Source organism: Ectothiorhodospira lacustris, assembly GCF_022227785.1.
In the GTDB taxonomy this organism is placed as follows: domain Bacteria; phylum Pseudomonadota; class Gammaproteobacteria; order Ectothiorhodospirales; family Ectothiorhodospiraceae; genus Ectothiorhodospira; species Ectothiorhodospira lacustris.
In genome coordinates, this window is the sequence record NZ_JAJNQM010000072.1 from 1 (window position 1) to 18,423 (window position 18,423).

The window sequence follows — 18,423 nt, forward strand, 5'->3', positions numbered from 1 at the left end:
CGGTGTGGGAGTGACACAAGAGGCCTTCGCGGGAGCGACGGCGAGGAGCTTTTTCAGAACTTCCCAAAGATCCTGGAGAAATGATGGATAGCGATTCCCTGAAAATCCCGAAAAAACTGATTCCGGTGAAGGTCTGGGTGCATCCGGATGGCCTGGTTGTGGGGGAGATCTTCGTCCACTTTCAAAGTAATCAGCACGATGGGGAGGAGGAGCCGGCGGAGGTCCTGAACGGTAACGATGACTTCTTTGCGATGCGCAGCCGGTCGGGTGAACTGCGGTTCTACAACAAGCATGCGGTGGTCCGTGTGGAGTACTCGGCACAGGCAGCCCGTCTTGAGGCCGACTATGCCTCCTGTCTGCTGGCCCGACTCTATCTCATGGATGGCTCTCGCCTGGAGGGCAAGATCCGGGAAGTACTGCCTCCCGGCAATGCCCGTCTGTATGACTACATCAATATCTTTGACCAGCGCTTTGTGCGGCTTTTCCTGTCCGACCAGACCGTAACCCTGGTCAGCAAGGCCTATATCGTACGAGTGGAAGAGCGGCCGGTGGATGACGTGTCCCATGAGTTTTCTGGCTGATTTTCGCGCAGAGCGGATGATTGCCCGATTGCTGCGGGCAAAGGACCTGGACAGCGCCGAGTCATTGCGTCTGCGGAACAAGCTCAAGGCGCTGGGACAGCCTGCGGTGGAGCGGTTGTTGCGCCTGTTGCCGGAGGCGGATGAATCCAGGTTGAAGTCCGTTGAGTGGATGCTGGAAGGCCTGCTGGATCAGTCAACCTTGCCTTTGATTCTGTCCCGTCTGGGGGATGCGGGACAACGTGGGACGGCGCGAATCATGCGTTTGCTCAGCCATGGCCGGGGCTATGACCCTCATCGCCTGGCCGAGGCGTTCAGCGTCCCGGAACTGCCCAAGGCACCGCTGATCCAGATCCTCACCGCCCAGAAGGATCGCCTGGACGGCAGCACCTTGTTACGGATCGCCCACCAGTTGCAGCCGGCGGATCGTAACGCCCTGTTCCAGGTCATCGAGCTGGTGGCCGACTCTGCCATGATCCCCGAACTGATCAACCGCGCTTCGGGTAAGGACCCGGGGGTACGGCAGCAGGTGGTCAGGGTCCTGGGTCGTTTCGATACGCCGGAGGCGCGCAAGACCCTGGAGGCCTGTCTGAAAGATGCCGACAAGGGCGTGCGTCAGGCAGCGATGGCCGCTTTGGTGGGACGGGGTGTCGCCGTGGACCTGGCGTCCCTGTGCGATCTGCTGCGAGACCCTGACATGAACATACAGGAGCAGGCCGTGGACGCCGTCATCCGCCGTCATGACCCTGCCACCATGACCCATCTGCTGCCGATTCTTCGGGATGAGTCCGAATATGTACGTCGGGCCGGAGTGGAGGTGCTCAACAGTATCGGCACGGCCCACGACGTGAAACAGCTGCTGACCTCGGTGAAGGACGAGGATTGGTGGGTCAGGGCCCGGGCCGCCGATGCCCTGGCCCGGATCGGTGGGCCGCGGGTGGTCAAGGCAGTGGTGGAACTGCTGCGGGATGACGATGAGTTCATTCGCCGCTCCGCCGTGGAGATCCTGAATGCGACCCGTGACGAAGGGGCGCTGGAACATCTCATGGTCGCTCTGGATGACTCGGACTGGTGGGTCAGGGAGCGGGCCGTGGATGCCTTGGGTGACCTGGGTCATCAGGCGGCGGTACCGGTATTGATCGATCTGATGGAGCGGGATACCAAAGCGGCGCCCGCTGTCATCCGGGCCCTGGCCAAGCTGAAGGATGACCGCGCCGTGGAGCCGTTGCTGAAGCAGCTGGCCGGGGCCAGTGACGCGGTCCGCGTGGATGCGGTGCAGGCCCTGGGTCAACTGGCGGATTCATCCAATGTGCAGCGCATCCTGCAGGCGATAGAACGGCACGCCTCGGGTACGGAGGGAGAGCTGGAAATCACGGGGCGGGACGTCTCGGCCCGTCTGGGTGCCCGGTTTGCCCTGACCGGGGGCGGGGCTGCGGTGATGGAGCGGACATTGCTCACGGATGATGTCACCTCCATGCTGGGGGATGATACCGGAGGTGGTGTCACCGGGACGGTGCGCAAGATGCCCGGTACGCCAAGGGCGCCGACGCAGGCCGCCCTGGATCTGAACGCCCTGGAGCCCGGTGATATGCTGGGGGATCGGTATCGCTTTGTTCGTCGTGTCGGCAAGGGGGCGTTCGGGACGGTCCTGCTCATGGACGACACCATGATTTCGGAAACCATCATTCTCAAGGTGATGAATCCTCAGCTGGCCGCCGACGAGGAAATGATCAAACGCTTCATCCAGGAACTGCGCCTGTCCCGCAAGATTACCCACGAGAACGTCATTCGCATCCATGATTTTCTGGTGGTCCAGGGGGCGCTGGCCATCTCCATGGAGTATTTTCCTTCCGCCACTCTGGGGGCCATCCTGCAGAAGACAAACCCGCTGCCGGTGGTGCGTGCCCTGCGGTATGCGGAAGATATCGCGGCCGGCATGTCCGCCGCCCATGACGTGGGGGTCATTCATCGGGACCTCAAACCGGGGAATGTGCTCATCAATAGCCGGGACGTCCTCAAGATCGTGGACTTCGGCGTGGCCGCAGTCACCGGGGCGGGGGATACCCGCCTGACTCGGACGGGCATCCTCATCGGCACCCCCAAGTACATGGCACCCGAGCAGGTCCTGGGCAAGCCCGTCTCGGTGCGTTCGGATATCTATGCCCTGGGGGTGTTGCTCTACGAGATGCTGGCGGGGCGTCCGCCTTTCCTGGGGGAAGATCAGGTCTCCATCATGTATCAGCATGTGCAGGGTCAGGCGGTTCCATTGCCCGAGCTGAACCCGGCCATCGATCCGGCCCTGGCCGAGGTGGTGGCCCGGATGATGGCGGTGGACCCGGAGGCCCGTTACCAGAGCATGGCCCAGGTGCGCGAGGTGCTGCATGCCCAGAATTGACGCCTTTCTGAAGCTGGCCCGCGAGCAGGGCTGCTCGGATCTCCATCTGGCCGTGGGCCTGCCCCCGCTGCTGCGCATGAACGGCGACATCATGCCCATCCGTTTCCGGGATTTGGCGGCCCGGGAGCTGGAGGCCTACGTCATGGAGATCCTGACTCCGGCGCAGAAACAGCGTTTCGGCGAGGGGGATGATCTGGATTTCTCCTACGTGACCGATGAGGTGGGGCGTTTTCGCGCCAACCTCTACCGCAAGGCGACGGGCATCGGCGCCACCTTTCGCCATATCCCCGCACAGGCCCCGAATCTGGACAGCCTGGGTCTGCCGCCGGTGGTCAAGACACTGATCGAACATCATCAGGGCATGGTCCTGGTCACGGGATCCACCGGCACCGGCAAGTCCACTACGCTGGCGGCCATCATCGACTACATCAATACACACCGGGCGGTGAACATCATCAGTCTGGAAGATCCGGTGGAATTCGTGCACCAAAGCAAGCGCGCCCAGGTGATCCAGCGCGAGGTGGGCAATCACGTCCCCAGTTATGCCCATGGACTGCGCAATGCCCTGCGCGAGGACCCGGATGTGATCCTGGTGGGTGAACTGCGGGACGTGGATTCCATGATCATGGCCATGATCGCGGCGGAGACCGGGCATCTGGTATTGGGCACCATGCATACCACGTCGGCCGTGAAGACCATTGATCGGATTCTGGACAGCCTGCCCCTGGAGCAGCGGGAGCAGGGCAAGACCTTCCTGTCCCAGAACCTGCATGGGGTGATCACCCAGACGCTGGTGAAGTCCGCCGACGGGCGTAGCCGCCGGGCGGTGGTGGAGATCCTGGTGATCAACCGTGCCATCGCCAAGATGATCATGACCGACAAGGTGCACCAGATCCCGACACAGATGCAGACCGGGCGGACTCAGGGCATGCAATCGCTGGATCAGGCGCTGCTGGAGGCGGTCCAGCGCAACGAGATCGATCCTGACGATGCCTACCAGTTCGCGTTGGACAAGAAGAGCCTGCAGCGTTTCGTCACCGACACGAGCCTGCTGCCCAAGATCGATCTGGCGGGGGGCTGAGGCGCATGCATCATGTGGATGACTATCTCAGAAAACTCATGGAGGCGGAGGGGTCCGACCTCCATCTGGTGTCCGGTGATCCGCCGCGGATGCGGGTGCATGGTGATCTGCAAGCCATCGGCACGACGTCTCTGACCCGGCAGGCACTAAACGACTTCATGGCCGAGATCCTGCCTCCCAGCGCCAGGGAGGTCTTCGAGCGGGATGACGGGGTGGATTTCGCCTATGCGGTCGAAGGGCTGGCCCGTTTCCGTGTCAACCTGTTCCGCCACGTGAACGGTCTGGCCGCCGTCTTTCGTGCTATCCCCGTCAAATCCTTCAACTTGTCACAACTGGGCATGCCGCCGGTAATCAACAGCCTGAGCATGCACCGCCATGGGCTGATCCTGGTCACCGGCAAGACCGGGTCGGGGAAGTCCACCACTTTGGCGGCCATCGTCAATGACATCAACGAGCGGCGGCGTGGGCATATCATCACCATTGAGGACCCCATCGAATTCGTCCACGAACGCAAGCGTTGCCTGGTCAGCCAGCGTCAGGTGGGGTTGCACACCAAGGGCTTTGCCGCTGCCCTGCGTTCCGCCCTGCGCGAGGATCCGGATGTGATCCTGGTGGGCGAAATGCGGGATCTGGAAACCATCTCACTGGCGGTCACGGCGGCGGAGACGGGGATCCTGGTGCTGGGGACCTTGCACACCAACGGCGCTGCCGCCACCGTGGATCGTATTATCAACGCCTTCCCCGCCATGAAGCAGGCCCAGATCCGGGCCATGCTGTCCACTTCGCTGCGCGGTGTGATTTCCCAGCAGCTGGTGCGCCGTCAGGATGGTCAGGGGCGCATGGCAGCGGTGGAGATCCTGGTCAATACCCCGGCGGTGGCCAATCTGCTGCGGGAGGGCAAGACCGAACAGCTGGTCGGCACCATGCAGTCCGGTGCCCTGGTGGGCATGCAGACCCTGGATTCTGCCCTGCGCCGTCTGCTGGATGCCGGCCGGATCACAGGTCGGGAGGCCTATCGGCAGGCCATCAGCAAGGCCGAGTTCGAGACCGTGCGAGAACAGGGCTGAGGTCAGGCCGCGTCACTGAAATTGAACCCTTGCCTCCCATCTCGTAAGCTGGTCCGATGACCACGCCCACTCCCCAAGACCTGTGCCTGGACGGCATCCCCCAGGCGGCCCGGCCGGGCCTGCTCAACCTGGCCGAAGACTACCTGTCCGCCTGTCGCGGCCAGGGCTTGAGTCCCGGTCCCTGGCCCGAGGCCCTGGCCGGGGTCTGGTACTACAGCGACTTCGTCGCCCGCACGGCCATCCGCCACCCGGATCGGTTCCTGGCCCTGCTGGATTCCGGTGATCTGGAGCGGGCCTATGCCGATGGGGACATGCGCCGTCGGGTCCGGGACGCCCTGGAAACGGCCGAGGACGAGGCCGGCCTGATGCGTCTTTTACGTCAGGCGCGCAACCGGGAGATGGTGCGCATCGCCTGGCGGGATCTGACCGGGACGGCGACGCTGGACGAAACCCTGCGTGACCTCTCCACCCTGGCGGACCACCTCATCGACGGAGCCCTCGACTGGCTGCACGCGGACATGGTGCGTCGTCACGGCGAGCCCGGGGATGCCGACGGGCAACCCCAGCGCCTGGTGGTGCTGGGCATGGGCAAGCTGGGGGGGCATGAACTCAATTTCTCCTCCGACATCGACCTCATCTTTGCCTATCCTCGGACCGGCGAAACCGACGGCGAACGTTGCCTGGACAACTCGCAGTTCTTCATCCGTCTGGGGCAGCGGCTCATCAAGGTGCTCAACGAAAAGACCCCCGACGGTTTCGTCTACCGGGTGGACATGCGGCTGCGCCCCTTCGGCGACACCGGCCCCCTGGTGATGAGCTTCGATGCCCTGGAGGATTACTACGAGAGCCACGGCCGGGAATGGGAGCGCTATGCCCTGATCAAGGCCCGCGCCGTGGCCGGGGACCGGGACAGCGCGCAACAGCTGTATGCACTGCTGCGTCCCTTCATCTACCGTCGTTATCTGGATTTCGGCGCCTTCGGCTCTTTGCGGGACATGAAGGCCCTGATCAACCGGGAAGCGGCGCGCAAGGGCAAGGATCAGGACATTAAACTGGGGGAGGGCGGTATTCGGGAAGTGGAGTTCGTCGGCCAGGCCTTCCAGCTCATTCGTGCCGGCCGTGATCCCTCCCTGCAGCTGCGAGGCATCCGTCCCGTGCTGGAGCGGCTGGCGGCGCAGGATCTGATGCCGGCCTATGCGGTGCGTCATCTGCTGGAGGCCTACGACTTCCTGCGTCGCACTGAAAACCGTCTGCAGATGGTGGCGGACCAGCAGACCCATCGCCTGCCTCGCGAAGACGGGGACCGCCTGCGCCTGGCCCTGTCCATGGGTTTTGACGACTGGAACAGCTTTGAAAACACCCTGAGCCGCCACATGCGCCGGGTGCACGGGCAGTTTGAACAGGTCTTCGCCGCCCCCCAGCGGGCCGATGAGGACGGCGAGCAGGCCGCCCAGCCCGAGGCCCAGCGGGATCTGGCGGCTCTCTGGCTGGGTTCCCTGGACCGGGATCGGAGCCTGGCCATTCTGGGGGAGCTGGGCCTGTCCGATCCCGAACGGGCCCTGGCCGGCTTGGAGCATCTGCGCGACAGCAGTGCCTGCCGCAGCCTCACTGCCACCGGGCGCGAGCGGCTGGATCGGCTGATGCCCCTGATGGTGGGGTTGCTCACCGGCCTGGGTGCCTCTGATGTGACGTTGGAGCGCTTGCTGCGGTTGGTGCAGACCATCGCCCGGCGCTCCGTGTATCTCTCCCTGCTGGTGGAAAACCCCCTGGCCCTGTCTCAGCTGGCGCGCCTGTGCGAGGCCAGCCCGTGGATCGCCGACCACCTGACCCGCTACCCTTTGCTGCTGGATGAGCTGCTGGATCCCCGCAGCCTCTATGCGCCGCCCGGCCGCCAGGGCCTGATGGACGCCCTCAACGACGAACTGGTTCAGGTTCCCCAGGATGATCTGGAACAGGTCATGGACCGGCTGCGCATGTTCAAGCAGGTACAGGTTCTCAAGGTGGCCGCTGCCGACATCATGGACGTGTTGCCGGTGATGAAGGTCAGCGACCACCTGACCTGGATCGCCGAAGTGGTGCTGGAACGGGTATTGAGTCTGGTGCTGGAACAACTGGTTGCCAGGCACGGCCGTCCCCGTTGCCTCATCGACGGCGCCCCCTACGAGCCGGGCTTTGCCGTGGTGGGCTACGGCAAGCTGGGCGGACTGGAACTGGGTTACGGTTCGGACCTGGACATCGTGTTCCTGCACGACAGCCGGGGCGAGCGGGCCATGACCGACGGTGAGCGCCCCCTGGACAACAGTGAATTCTTTGCCCGGGTCGGGCAGCGGATACTGCACTTCCTGGGGGTCTTCACCGGGGCGGGGCGGCTTTACGAGGTGGATACCCGGTTGCGGCCCAGCGGTGCATCGGGGCTGCTGGTGACCAGCGTGGCGGCCTTCGAGGACTATCAGCGCCACTCCGCCTGGACCTGGGAGCATCAGGCCCTGGTGCGTGCCCGTCCGGTGGCCGGGGATGCCCGCATCGCCGAGGCCTTCCAGGCCATGCGTGCCCGCGTGTTGCAGCAGCCCCGGGACGAAGCCGCCCTTTGCCGGGAGGTGCGGGAAATGCGGGAGAAGATGTGGAAGGAACATGCCACCCGCGATCCCGCGTGGTTTGACCTCAAGAGAGACCCCGGCGGTATCGCGGACATTGAATTTATGGTGCAATATCTGGTTCTGGCCCATGCTGGCCGGCACCCCCAGCTCACGACCTGGCCCGACAACATCCGCATCCTGGAGTCTCTGATCGAGACCGGTCTGATGTCCAGGGATGACGCCCTGTTCCTGATGGACACCTACCGGAGCTTCAGGGACCGGATCCACGAGCTGACCCTGCAGGAACTGCCCGCCAGGGTGCCGGCCTCGGACTGGGCACGGGAACGTGAGCAGGTGCGCGCCTTCTGGCGGCGCCTGATGACATAACAGCGATCATGAAGGGGCGTGTGCGCCGGGTTCCGCGCCGTCCCATGCCTGACCCGGGAACCCCATATCGAAATTCGAGAGGAAACGTTTCATGCCCACCATGGCCGAACGCGATGGTCTGATCTGGTACGACGGCGAGATGGTGCCCTGGCGCGAGGCCAAGACCCATGTACTCACCCATACCCTTCACTACGGCATGGGGGTATTCGAAGGGGTACGCGCCTACCAGACGGAGCGTGGCACGGCCATCTTCCGATTGGAAGAGCACACCCGCCGTCTGTTCCGCTCCGCCCACATCCTGGGCATGTCCATCCCCTACACGCCTGCCGAACTCAACGCCGCCCAGGTGGCTGCGGTGCGTGACAACGGTCTCAAGAGCGCCTACCTGCGGCCCATGTGCTTCTTCGGTGCCGAGGGCATGGGACTGCGCGCCGATAACCTCAAGGTTCACGTTATCGTGGCCGCGTGGGAATGGGGCGCCTACCTGGGTGCGGAAAACATGGAGCGGGGCATCCGGGTCAAGACCTCGTCCTACAACCGCCACCATGTCAACGTGACCATGTGCAAGGCCAAGGCCAACGGCAACTACATGAACTCCATGCTGGCTCTGCAGGAAGCCCTGGCCTGCGGCTGTGACGAGGCCCTGTTGTTGGATACCGAAGGCTATGTGGCCGAGGGTAGCGGCGAGAACTTCTTTTTGGTTACCGACGGCGTGATCTATACGCCGGAGCTCACTTCCGCCCTGGACGGCATCACCCGTCGAACCATCATGACCCTGGCCGAGGAATGCGGTATTCCGGTGCGGGAAAAGCGCATCACCCGTGACGAGGTCTATGCAGCCGACGAGGCCTTTTTCACCGGCACGGCGGCGGAAGTCACGCCCATCCGTCAGCTGGATGGCCGCAGTATCGGCCATGGCGGTCGCGGCCCCATCACCGAGAAGCTGCAGACCCTGTACTTCGACGTGGTCAAGGGCCGTCATCCCAAGCATGAGGGCTGGCTGACCTACGTCTAGGGCTGTTTCGAATCAGTCATTTCCGCGAATTTTGGATCTGTTATTGAGTTTTGGATCTGTCGTTGAGCTTTGGATCCGTCATTCCCGCAAAAGCGGGAATCCAGCAACGGACTGACAACCCTGGGCTCCCGCTTTCGCGGGAGTGACGGCAAGGGGGCGCGGGAGTGACGGCAGGGGGCGCGGGAGTGACGGCAGGAGGCGCAAATATGAAATTAATAAATCAATAACAAAAGGTTCCTTCCGCACCGGCAATCCAGCCTTCATGCTTATCCTCATAAGGAGCCCTTATGCCGAATCCACAGACCGCACTGAACCAGGACGCCTATCAGACGGCCAACACCCAGGTCGCCGTCAGCGTTAGCCACCGTGACCTGCCCCTGCACTGTCCCGCGCCGGGCACCGCCCTGTGGGCGTCCCATCCCCGGGTCTACCTGCCGATCCAGGATGCCCAGGACGGGCGCATCGTGTGCCCCTACTGCAGCACGGTCTATACCCTGGAAGACTGATCGGGTGCGCGGCCGGGGATGAGGAGGGAAAGCCGGACTAAGCCTCCGTGCCAAGGTCTTCCCCTTACCCCAACCCCTCTCCCACAAGGGGAGAGGGGCTTGTTTTATCTCCCTTTTCCACTCGGGGGAGAAGGGTTGGGGATGAGGGGGAAAGCCGGCCGTGACTCAATGCCGGGGCCTTCCATTCCCAAAGAGAAAGAAGCACCCTGTTTACAATCCGTTCAACCAAGGCCAGAGATCCACACCAGCCCATGACCCTTACCCACCTGCAACGCCTGGAAGCGGAAAGCATCCACATCATGCGGGAAGTGGCCGCCGAGGCCGATAACCCGGTGATGCTCTATTCCGTCGGCAAGGACAGCGCCGTGATGCTGCACCTGGCCATGAAGGCTTTTCATCCGTCCGTGCCGCCGTTCCCCCTGTTGCACGTGGACACCCGCTGGAAGTTCCGCGAGATGTACGCCTTCCGCGACCGCATGGTCCGGGAACTGGGGCTGGATCTGCTGGTGCATATCAACCCCGATGGCGTGGAGAAGGACATTAACCCCTTCACCCACGGTTCCGCTATCCACACCGATATCATGAAGACCGAGGCCCTCAAACAGGCCCTGAATCACTACGGTTTCGACGTGGCCTTCGGCGGCGCTCGGCGCGATGAGGAAAAATCCCGGGCCAAGGAGCGGGTGTTCTCCTTCCGTACCGCCCAGCATCGCTGGGACCCGAAGAACCAGCGCCCGGAGTTGTGGAAGCTCTTCAACACCCGCAAACTCCCCGGTGAGTCCATCCGCGTCTTCCCCCTGTCCAACTGGACCGAACTGGATATCTGGCAGTACATCCACCTGGAGAACATCCCCATCGTGCCCCTCTACTATGCGGCCATGCGCCCGGTGGTGGAACGCAACGGCACCCTGATCATGGTGGATGACGACCGCATGCCCCTGAACCCGGGCGAGACCCCCATGCTGCGCAGCGTGCGCTTCCGCACCCTGGGCTGCTATCCCCTCACCGGGGCCGTGGAATCCACCGCCGACACCCTGCCGGCCATCATCCAGGAGATGTTGCTCACCCGCACCTCCGAGCGCCAGGGCCGGGTCATCGACCACGACAGCGCCGCCTCCATGGAAAAAAAGAAGCAGGAGGGTTACTTCTGATGGCTCACGTCTCCGATCTGATTGCCAGCGACATCGAGCAATACCTGCACGTCCACCAGCACAAGGGCCTGCTGCGTTTCATCACCTGCGGCAGCGTGGACGACGGCAAGAGCACCCTCATCGGGCGCCTGCTGTATGAATCCCATATGCTGTTCGAGGACCACATGACCGCCCTGCAGGCCGACTCCCGCCGCTGGGGCACCCAGGGAGAAGAGATTGACTTCGCCTTGCTGGTGGATGGGCTGGCGGCCGAGCGGGAGCAGGGCATCACCATCGACGTGGCCTACCGTTTCTTCTCCACCGAGCGGCGCAAGTTCATCGTCGCCGACACCCCGGGGCACGAACAGTACACCCGCAACATGGTCACCGGTGCCTCCACCGCCGATGCCGCCATCCTGATGGTGGACGCCCGCAAGGGCATTCTCACCCAGACCCGGCGCCACAGCTATCTGGTGTCCCTGCTGGGGATCCGCGCCATCGTGGTGGCCGTCAACAAGATGGACCTGGTGGACTATTCCGAGCAGGTCTATCGCCGCATCCGCGATGATTACGAGGCCTTCGCCCGACAGATCGGCGTGGAGGCAGTGACCTTCATCCCGGTCTCCGCCTTCAAGGGCGACAACATCGTCAGCCCCAGCCCTCACATGGACTGGTATCGTGGCCCCACCCTCATGGGCTATCTGGAGACGGTGGAGATCGACGAGGACCGCATGCAGGCGGCGCCTTTTCGCCTGCCGGTACAGTGGGTCAACCGTCCCAACCTGGATTTTCGCGGCTATGCCGGCACCCTGGCCGGCGGTGTGGTGCGTCCCGGTGACCGCATCCGGGTCCAGCCCTCGGGGAAGGAGAGCACCGTGGCCCGCATCGTCACCCGGGACGGCGACCTGGAGCAGGCGGTGGCCGGTCAGTCCGTGACCCTCACCCTTGCCGACGAGATCGACATTTCCCGGGGTGACATGATCTCCGCCGCCCGGGAACCGGCGGGCACGGCCGACCAGTTCGAGACCACCCTGATCTGGATGCACGACGAGCCCCTGCTGCCGGGCCGCCAGTACCTGCTCAAACTGGGCGCCCGCACTGTGACCGCCTCCGTCACCGCCATCAAGTATCAGGTGAACGTGAACACCCTGGAACACACGGCGGCGAAGAAACTGGAACTCAACGCCATCGGGGTCTGCAACATCAGCCTGGACCGGCCGGTGGCCTTCGACCCGTACACGGACAACCGGGACACCGGCGGCTTCATCCTGATCGATCGTCTGAGCAACAACACCGTGGCGGCGGGCCTGATCCACTTTGCCCTGCGCCGTTCCCAGAACATCCATCTGCAGCCGGTGGATATCAATCAGGAGGCCCATGCCCGGCTCAAGGGCCAGCGGCCCTGCGTGCTCTGGTTCACCGGCCTGTCGGGGGCGGGCAAGTCCACCATCGCCAACCTGGTGGAAAAGAAGCTGCACGCGGAAGGGCGCCACACCTATCTGCTGGACGGGGACAACGTGCGCCACGGCCTGAACAAGGACCTGGGCTTTACCGATGCGGACCGGGTGGAGAACATCCGCCGGGTGGGTGAGGTGGCCCGTCTGATGGTGGACGCGGGCCTGATCGTACTCACCGCCTTCATCTCGCCCTTCCGGTCCGAACGGCAGATGGCGAGGGAACTGCTCAATGAGGGTGAGTTCCTGGAAATCTTCGTGGATACTCCCCTGGAAGCGGCGGAGGCCCGGGACCCCAAGGGGCTTTATCGCAAGGCCCGGCGGGGTGAACTGAAGAATTTCACCGGCATCGATTCGCCCTACGAGGCCCCCGAAGCACCGGAGGTCCATGTGGATACCACCCGCATGACCCCGGAAGACGCGGCGGAACTGATCGTGGAGCATATTCGCAACGCGGGCTATCTGGCGCCGTGAAGTCCGGTTTCCCTCCTGCCTTCCCGTGGAGAAGCGGTCTGTTTCACCCTTCTCCCACGGCGAGGCGGAGGGCTGTTGAGCCGTCTGGATACCATCATGTCCGCGTCACCCGTAGACCGCCTTTCCCATCTCTTTGAAAAACGGCGCCTGTGGGTCTTTACCGCCCTGTTCGCCCTCTTCACCTTGGCCGGGGCCGGGCTGGTCTACCTCCACTTCGACGACACACCCGTACAGTTGGATCCCCGGCTGTTTTCCCCGCGGACCCTGGCCTTTTGCGCACTTCTGCTGTTGCTCTACTTTGTGGCCGATGGCCTGCGGCTCTATTTCACCGTCCGCGCCCTGGGCTACCGGCCGGGGCTGGGGTGCATGACCCGCCTGGTGTTCGTGAACCTCTTTGTCTCCAACATCACGCCTCTGGCCACGGGCGGGGGCTTTGTCCAGGTGTTGTACCTGCAGCAGGCGGGCATGCCCCTGGGCACCGCCACCGCCGCCACCACCATCCGCACCACCCTGGCCATGGTGATGATCTTTGCAGCGGTTCCTCTGGTCCTGATGGCCGTCCCCGCGGTGGCCGACAAGGTGGCCTGGAGTGCTTCGCTGGCCCTCTCTCTGGGAGTGTTCATCGCCCTCTACCTGGGTTTCCTGTGGGTTTGCATTTTCCATACCGGACTGCTGGTTCGTCCCCTGGATGCCCTGCTGGGTCTGCTGGCGGCCAATGGTCTCATCCAGCCGGCCAGGCAACGGCGCCGGCACTACCGGATGCGCCGTGAACTGATCCGTCTGCGTCATGGTTTCCGGGGTTTCCTGGCGGGGGGGCACCGTTTCCCGATGCTGGCGGTGCTCAGCACCCTGGCCTTCCTGGTGGTGCTGTTTTCTTTTCCCGCCATCCTGCTCCATGGTCTGGGTTACGAAGTGGGCTATCTGCAAGTGCTGGCCATCCAGGTGGTGACCACGTTCATCAGCTACTTCGCCCCCACGCCGGGGGCGTCGGGGATCGCCGAAGGCAGTTTCGGGCACTTCTTCTCCGGACTGGTGACGGGGGGGCACCTGCTGCTGGTGGTCCTGGCCTGGCGCTTTCTCACCATCTATCTGGGCATGGTCGTCGGGTTGATCATCCTTCACCGGGATCTGTTGCATTTGTTTCGCAAGGACTTCCAGCCCCGTGCACCCACGTAAGCGCAGCCTTCGCATCGTCTTTTTCATTGTCCTGTGCCTGCTCATCTTGCTGGTGGGCTACAAGCTCTACCTGAGCTTTTTCAAGGCCGGTTTCGAGGCCCTGCACGTGGAGCAACTGGAACGTATCGAAACCACCTTGGCAGGTCGGGAGTCCTTCAGCTTCGCTGTGGTGGGGAACATCAACAACTCCATCGGCCTGTTCGAGCGCCGCATGATCCCCGTGCTCAACCGTTCCGATCTGCAGTTCATGATCTCGGCGGGCAATGCGGTCAGCGGCGGCGGGGAAGATAACTACCAGGCCATTTACGGCACCCTGGGACGGCTGCAGATCCCCTATCTGCTCACCTTCGGTGAGACCGAACACAGCGAGTTCGGCAGTTTCCGCTTCTACGACTACTTCGGCCCCTACTTCTTCTCTTTTTCCGTGGGCGAGGCCGGTTTCATCTTCCTGGACGTGACCGGCAAGACTCCCCATGCCTGGCAGCGGCGCTGGCTGGAAGGGGAACTGGAGAGCCTGTCACGGAATGCCCGGCACCTGTTCGTCTTCCTGGGTGAGCCCATTTTGCCCGAGCAGATCATGCACGACCCCGACGCCTTCCGTCTCTCCGAACAGCCGGCGTTCAGGTCGGACCTGTTGCGCCTGTTCGAGCACTACGGGGTGGATGCGGTGTTTTCGGCTTCGCTGCCCATCTATGACCGCCGGTTCCGTGATGGCTCCCAGTTCGTGGTGACCGGGGGCGGTGGCGGCCTGCTGTCCGGCGACGAAGGCAGCTATCACCACTTCGTGCGGGTGGATGTGGGTCCCGAAGGGGTGGGCATCAGGGCGGTCCCGGTGGACCCGGTGCAGAACCGGGTCCTGCGCCTGCTGGAAAACCTCTGGTTTATCGTCTATTCCCTCTTCTACGTAGGCTATGTCAATTTCCTGCTGCTGGTGTGCGTGGTGATCCTGGTGGCGATCCGGCTCTACCGGGCCATCTTCGTGGAGAAGAACTACTACCGGGATTTCGAGTTGGACGACGTGCCGCCGTCCAGCCGTCCCCTGCGGGTGATGATGTTCACCAACAACTATCTGCCCTTCATCGGCGGGGTGCCCATCTCCATTCAGCGACTGGTGGACGGCCTGACCCGGGGCGGTGCCCAGGTGCGTGTGGTGGCTCCCTGCTACGGGGAGGGGCGAGAGACGGACCCTCGCGTGCTGCGGGTGTCGACGTGGCTGGCCTGGGGGGAGGGCGGGTCGTTCCGGCTGGCCAATCCCCTGTCTCTCCGCCTGTTCCGTGAGGCGAGGGCCTTCAGGCCGGACATCATCCATGTTCATCATCCCTTCTGGCTGGGATCCCTGGGCCTGTGGCTGGGACGCAGGCTGAAGGTGCCCGTGGTCTACACCTACCATACCCGCCTGGAGCATTTCGCCCACTATGTGCCGGTGCCGGGGTTGCTGTTCAGGAACCTCATTTCCCACTATCTGGTGGAACGGTTCGGCAGCAAGTGCGACGGCGTGATCGTGCCCACCCTGTCCACGGAAGAATATCTGCACGTGATCGGGGTGCGTTCACAGATTCTGGTGAAGCCCACCGGCGTGGACGTGAAGGCCTTGCAGACGGTGGACAAAGACCGGGTGGACCGGCTGCGCCGCCGCCATGCCCCGGCGGATGAATTGTTGCTGGTGACCGTGTCCCGCCTGAGCAAGGAGAAGAACATCGATTTCCTGCTCCAGGGGGTGGCCTGGGTGCGCCGCCATACGGCGGTGGCCTTTAGCCTCCTGATCATCGGTGAAGGACCCGAGCGGGGCCATCTGGAGCAGCGCTGCCGGGAACTGGCCCTGTCGGGCACCGTGACCTTGGTGGGGGCCGTGCCCCCCGACGCGGTGACCGATTACTACCATCTGGCCGACGTCTTCGTCTTTGCCTCCCAGGCGGAGACCCAGGGCATGGTGATCCTGGAGGCCATGGCCGCCGGTCTGCCGGTGGTGGCGGTGCGCTCCAGCGGGATCGACGACGTGGTGCAGAACGACATCAACGGCTATAAGACCGGAGAGCATCCCGCCGAGTGGGGCGAGCGACTGCAGACGGTGTTGGAGGATGCGGTGCTGCGGGCCCGGCTATCGGCCCAGGCCCGTCGGTTTGCCCGCCAGTACGACATGGGCCGCATCAGTGAGGACGTTGCCCTGTTCTATCGGCGCCTGATCATGCTGGCGGAGCGCCGGCGCAATGCGGCCTGAGGGGGAGGAGGGAATGCTTTATTCAGCCATCGAACCGGTAGCCGAACATCTCGATATCCTCCCGGTAGTGCTCGGCCACCATCCGGGCCGTCTCGTCGGTGTAGTAGCGACGGAAGTCGTCCCGCCCCTCCGCCTTGCGTCGGTGGGGCAGGGCGACCCGGGGGATGCCGATGCGGTCGCAGATGGTGTCGAAATCCTCCTGCAGGGACTCGTAATGGCCGATGAAGTCCACGATCCGGTTACCCCGCAGATCCACCACATAATCCCGCTGCAGTTCCCGTGACGTATCCAGCAGGTAGTTCCAGGGTCGTTCCGGGTCGAACTTCAGCCTGACGAACTGCTCGAAGGTCTCCACCCCTTCCAGGACATGGGGCCGTTCCTTGCGGATATGAAAGAACGAGCTTACCTGCAGGTCCCAGGGATTGCGCACGAACACGAACTTGAACAGCCCGTCATAGAGTTCCGCCGGCAGCATCTCCCGGGCGGCGATGGCCTTGGCATGGCGGGGAAACTTGGTGCCGATGCGATGCCCGGACACCTGGTCCAGCTTGTTGGCGAGGAACATGGGCACGCCCCAGGGACCCTGGTAGCGGTATTTCGACAGGGCCGCCCGCACGCTGGTGCCGCCCGTCTTGGCGATGTGGACGAACAGGAAGTTGTGTTTCAGGGACAGGAGCATGGGGAATGAAAGTCCGGGTTTGTGTCTGAAATTATGAAAAAGTCTGTTGCCATTCGGTCAAGGCGCCTCCAGCCCCATGACCGCCAGATAGCGCTCGGCACTCACCTGTGCCCGATATTCCGCCACTGCCGCCCGCATCTCATCGGCCGGCAACGGCGCTTCCAGCATCCTGACCATGGCATCCTCCAGGGCGGCCACATCCGCCACCGGCACCAACGGCCCGTATCGCCCGTCCCGCAGGATCTCCCGCGGTCCGCTGCGACAATCCGTGGACACCACCGGCAGCCCCAGTGCCATGGCCTCGGTGAGGGCGTTGGGAGAACCTTCCCAGGCCGACGACAGTACGAACAGGCGCGCTCGACTCAGCCAGGCATAGGGGTTGGCGGCAAAACCGGGCATCATTACCCGATCCGCCACACCCAGTGAACGGCTCAGGGCCGTCAGGGCTTCCCGATCCCCGCCTTCCCCCAGGATGATCAGGCGCGCCGTCCGACGCGCCTGCATCCCGGCAAAGGCCCGCAGCAGGGTGGGAAAGTCTTTTTGCCGGGTGAGTCGCCCCATGCCGATGATCACCGGATCACCCCCATCCTCCAGCCAGGGATGAGGGGCGGGCTCGGCGGCCAGGGTTTCCAGGTCGGGGGTGATCACCGGATTGCGCACCACATGCACCTTCTCTTCGGGCAGGCCGGTAATCCCGCGCACATCATCGGCCACACCCCGGGACACCGCAATGATGCCGTCCGCCAGGGGATAGAGCCGACGCATGGGGCGGTAACGCATCCATTTTCTCAATCCCGAACGCCCCTCCAGTGCCTCCGACAGGGTGGTACCCAGGCGGATAAAGACGCGAGTGTCCACGCCGGCCAGCCGTCGGGCCTTGAGCGCCGCCCGACCGGCCCGATCCTTGGCGGCCAACAGCAGGGCCGGGCGGTGTTCCCGCAGGTAGCGGGCCAGGGGGGCGATGCTCAGGGCGCTGTGGCGGGTGCCCAGGCGGATGATGTTGACGTTGGATGGAAGTTCAGCTAGGTGGCGACTTTCTTCTCTTATCAGCAAAAGATCGATGGCGAATTTTTTGTCACTTATTGCGCGTATTAAGTTCAACACCATTCGTTCTACGCCACCTTCTCCCGAAAGTGAAATCAAGATGGCTAGATGGGCTGTTTTGGGCATTGAAATTTTACCGGCTGGGTCTTGAGTGAAATTTTCATGACATGAGAGTTAGGCTTCATATCCAATCCATGGGGTCCGAATCCATGGCTGGGTTAGCTCCATCGTTTTCAATAAATATGTGATGCCAAATTGCAAATTGAAGCAAAGAAAATACTTCTCTGGTTGCGTTTTTACGTTTTTTTTGTGAGTGTATTAGCCGCTTGACTTCTTCAGGTGAAAACCATTCCTGAATGCCTGGATTTTTAGGTAGTAAGATTTCCAGTCGATCCAGCAAAGTATTGTTGAGCCATTCCGAAACAGGTACATGAAAGCCACGTTTTTTTTCGTAAAGGTGATCATTTGGTATGTATCTTTCAGCCCACTTTTTAAGGAGGACCTTACCTGTTGCTTTGCTGCATTTTAAATTATCGGGGAGTGATAATCCAAATTCAACTATGCGATGATCGAGAAAGGGTGTTCGGCCTTCTATTGATGAAGCCATGAGTATACGGTCCGCCTTGACAAGAAGGTTGTCAGG

At 62.9% G+C, this 18,423-nt stretch carries 14 protein-coding genes; 11 read left to right on the plus strand and 3 right to left on the minus strand.

Annotation, left to right across the window (positions count from 1 at the left end):
* Positions 1-83: 83 nt before the first annotated feature.
* From LQ952_RS12615 to LQ952_RS16015, 11 genes are all read left to right on the plus strand, one after another.
* On the plus strand, positions 84-581 hold the full coding sequence (locus LQ952_RS12615; RefSeq protein WP_238622990.1) for a hypothetical protein: 498 nt from the start codon (positions 84-86) through the stop codon (positions 579-581).
* A complete protein-coding gene (locus tag LQ952_RS12620; protein ID WP_238622991.1) occupies positions 565-2,973 on the plus strand; it encodes a HEAT repeat domain-containing protein in 2,409 nt (802 codons plus the stop codon). Before LQ952_RS12615 ends, LQ952_RS12620 begins: the two co-directional genes overlap by 17 nt.
* Positions 2,960-4,054 (plus strand): type IV pilus twitching motility protein PilT, encoded by a 1,095-nt coding sequence (locus LQ952_RS12625; RefSeq protein ID WP_238622992.1) that lies wholly within the window; start codon positions 2,960-2,962, stop codon positions 4,052-4,054. Before LQ952_RS12620 ends, LQ952_RS12625 begins: the two co-directional genes overlap by 14 nt.
* 5 nt (positions 4,055-4,059) lie before the next feature.
* A complete protein-coding gene (locus tag LQ952_RS12630; protein ID WP_238622993.1) occupies positions 4,060-5,121 on the plus strand; it encodes a type IV pilus twitching motility protein PilT in 1,062 nt (353 codons plus the stop codon).
* A 56-nt stretch (positions 5,122-5,177) separates the two neighbouring features.
* Positions 5,178-8,084: a bifunctional [glutamate--ammonia ligase]-adenylyl-L-tyrosine phosphorylase/[glutamate--ammonia-ligase] adenylyltransferase gene (gene glnE, locus LQ952_RS12635; protein WP_238622994.1), complete on the plus strand. Its 2,907-nt coding sequence runs from the start codon at positions 5,178-5,180 to the stop codon at positions 8,082-8,084.
* Positions 8,085-8,175: 91 nt separating this feature from the next.
* Positions 8,176-9,099 carry a branched-chain amino acid transaminase gene (locus LQ952_RS12640; protein WP_238622995.1) on the plus strand — a complete coding sequence of 308 codons (924 nt, stop codon included), beginning with the start codon at positions 8,176-8,178 and terminating at the stop codon, positions 9,097-9,099.
* Between the two features lie 287 nt (positions 9,100-9,386).
* Entirely contained in the window at positions 9,387-9,605 is a 219-nt protein-coding gene (locus LQ952_RS12645; RefSeq protein WP_238622996.1) for a zinc-finger domain-containing protein, read from the plus strand.
* 215 nt (positions 9,606-9,820) lie between these two features.
* Entirely contained in the window at positions 9,821-10,756 is a 936-nt protein-coding gene (cysD, locus tag LQ952_RS12650; protein WP_347402084.1) for a sulfate adenylyltransferase subunit CysD, read from the plus strand.
* Positions 10,756-12,663 (plus strand): sulfate adenylyltransferase subunit CysN, encoded by a 1,908-nt coding sequence (gene cysN, locus LQ952_RS12655; RefSeq protein WP_238622998.1) that lies wholly within the window; start codon positions 10,756-10,758, stop codon positions 12,661-12,663. The genes cysD and cysN overlap by 1 nt, the downstream gene beginning before the upstream one ends.
* 96 nt (positions 12,664-12,759) lie before the next feature.
* Entirely contained in the window at positions 12,760-13,839 is a 1,080-nt protein-coding gene (locus LQ952_RS12660) for a lysylphosphatidylglycerol synthase transmembrane domain-containing protein (RefSeq protein WP_238622999.1), read from the plus strand.
* Complete coding sequence (locus LQ952_RS16015) at positions 13,826-16,057, plus strand: glycosyltransferase (RefSeq protein WP_238623000.1); 2,232 nt, start codon at positions 13,826-13,828, stop codon at positions 16,055-16,057. The genes LQ952_RS12660 and LQ952_RS16015 overlap by 14 nt, the downstream gene beginning before the upstream one ends.
* 22 nt (positions 16,058-16,079) lie before the next feature.
* Here the strand turns inward: LQ952_RS16015 and LQ952_RS12670 are convergent, their stop codons facing one another.
* The 3 genes from LQ952_RS12670 to LQ952_RS12680 all read right to left on the minus strand — a co-directional run.
* Positions 16,080-16,736, minus strand: a complete 657-nt coding sequence (locus tag LQ952_RS12670; protein WP_238623001.1) for a sulfotransferase family 2 domain-containing protein — start codon at positions 16,734-16,736, stop codon at positions 16,080-16,082.
* Positions 16,737-16,793: 57 nt separating this feature from the next.
* Positions 16,794-17,906 (minus strand): glycosyltransferase, encoded by a 1,113-nt coding sequence (locus LQ952_RS12675; protein ID WP_274522015.1) that lies wholly within the window; start codon positions 17,904-17,906, stop codon positions 16,794-16,796.
* A 55-nt stretch (positions 17,907-17,961) separates the two neighbouring features.
* Positions 17,962-18,423, minus strand: a 462-nt coding sequence (locus LQ952_RS12680; RefSeq protein ID WP_238623003.1) for an asparagine synthase-related protein, incomplete at its 5' end; no start/stop codon positions are given.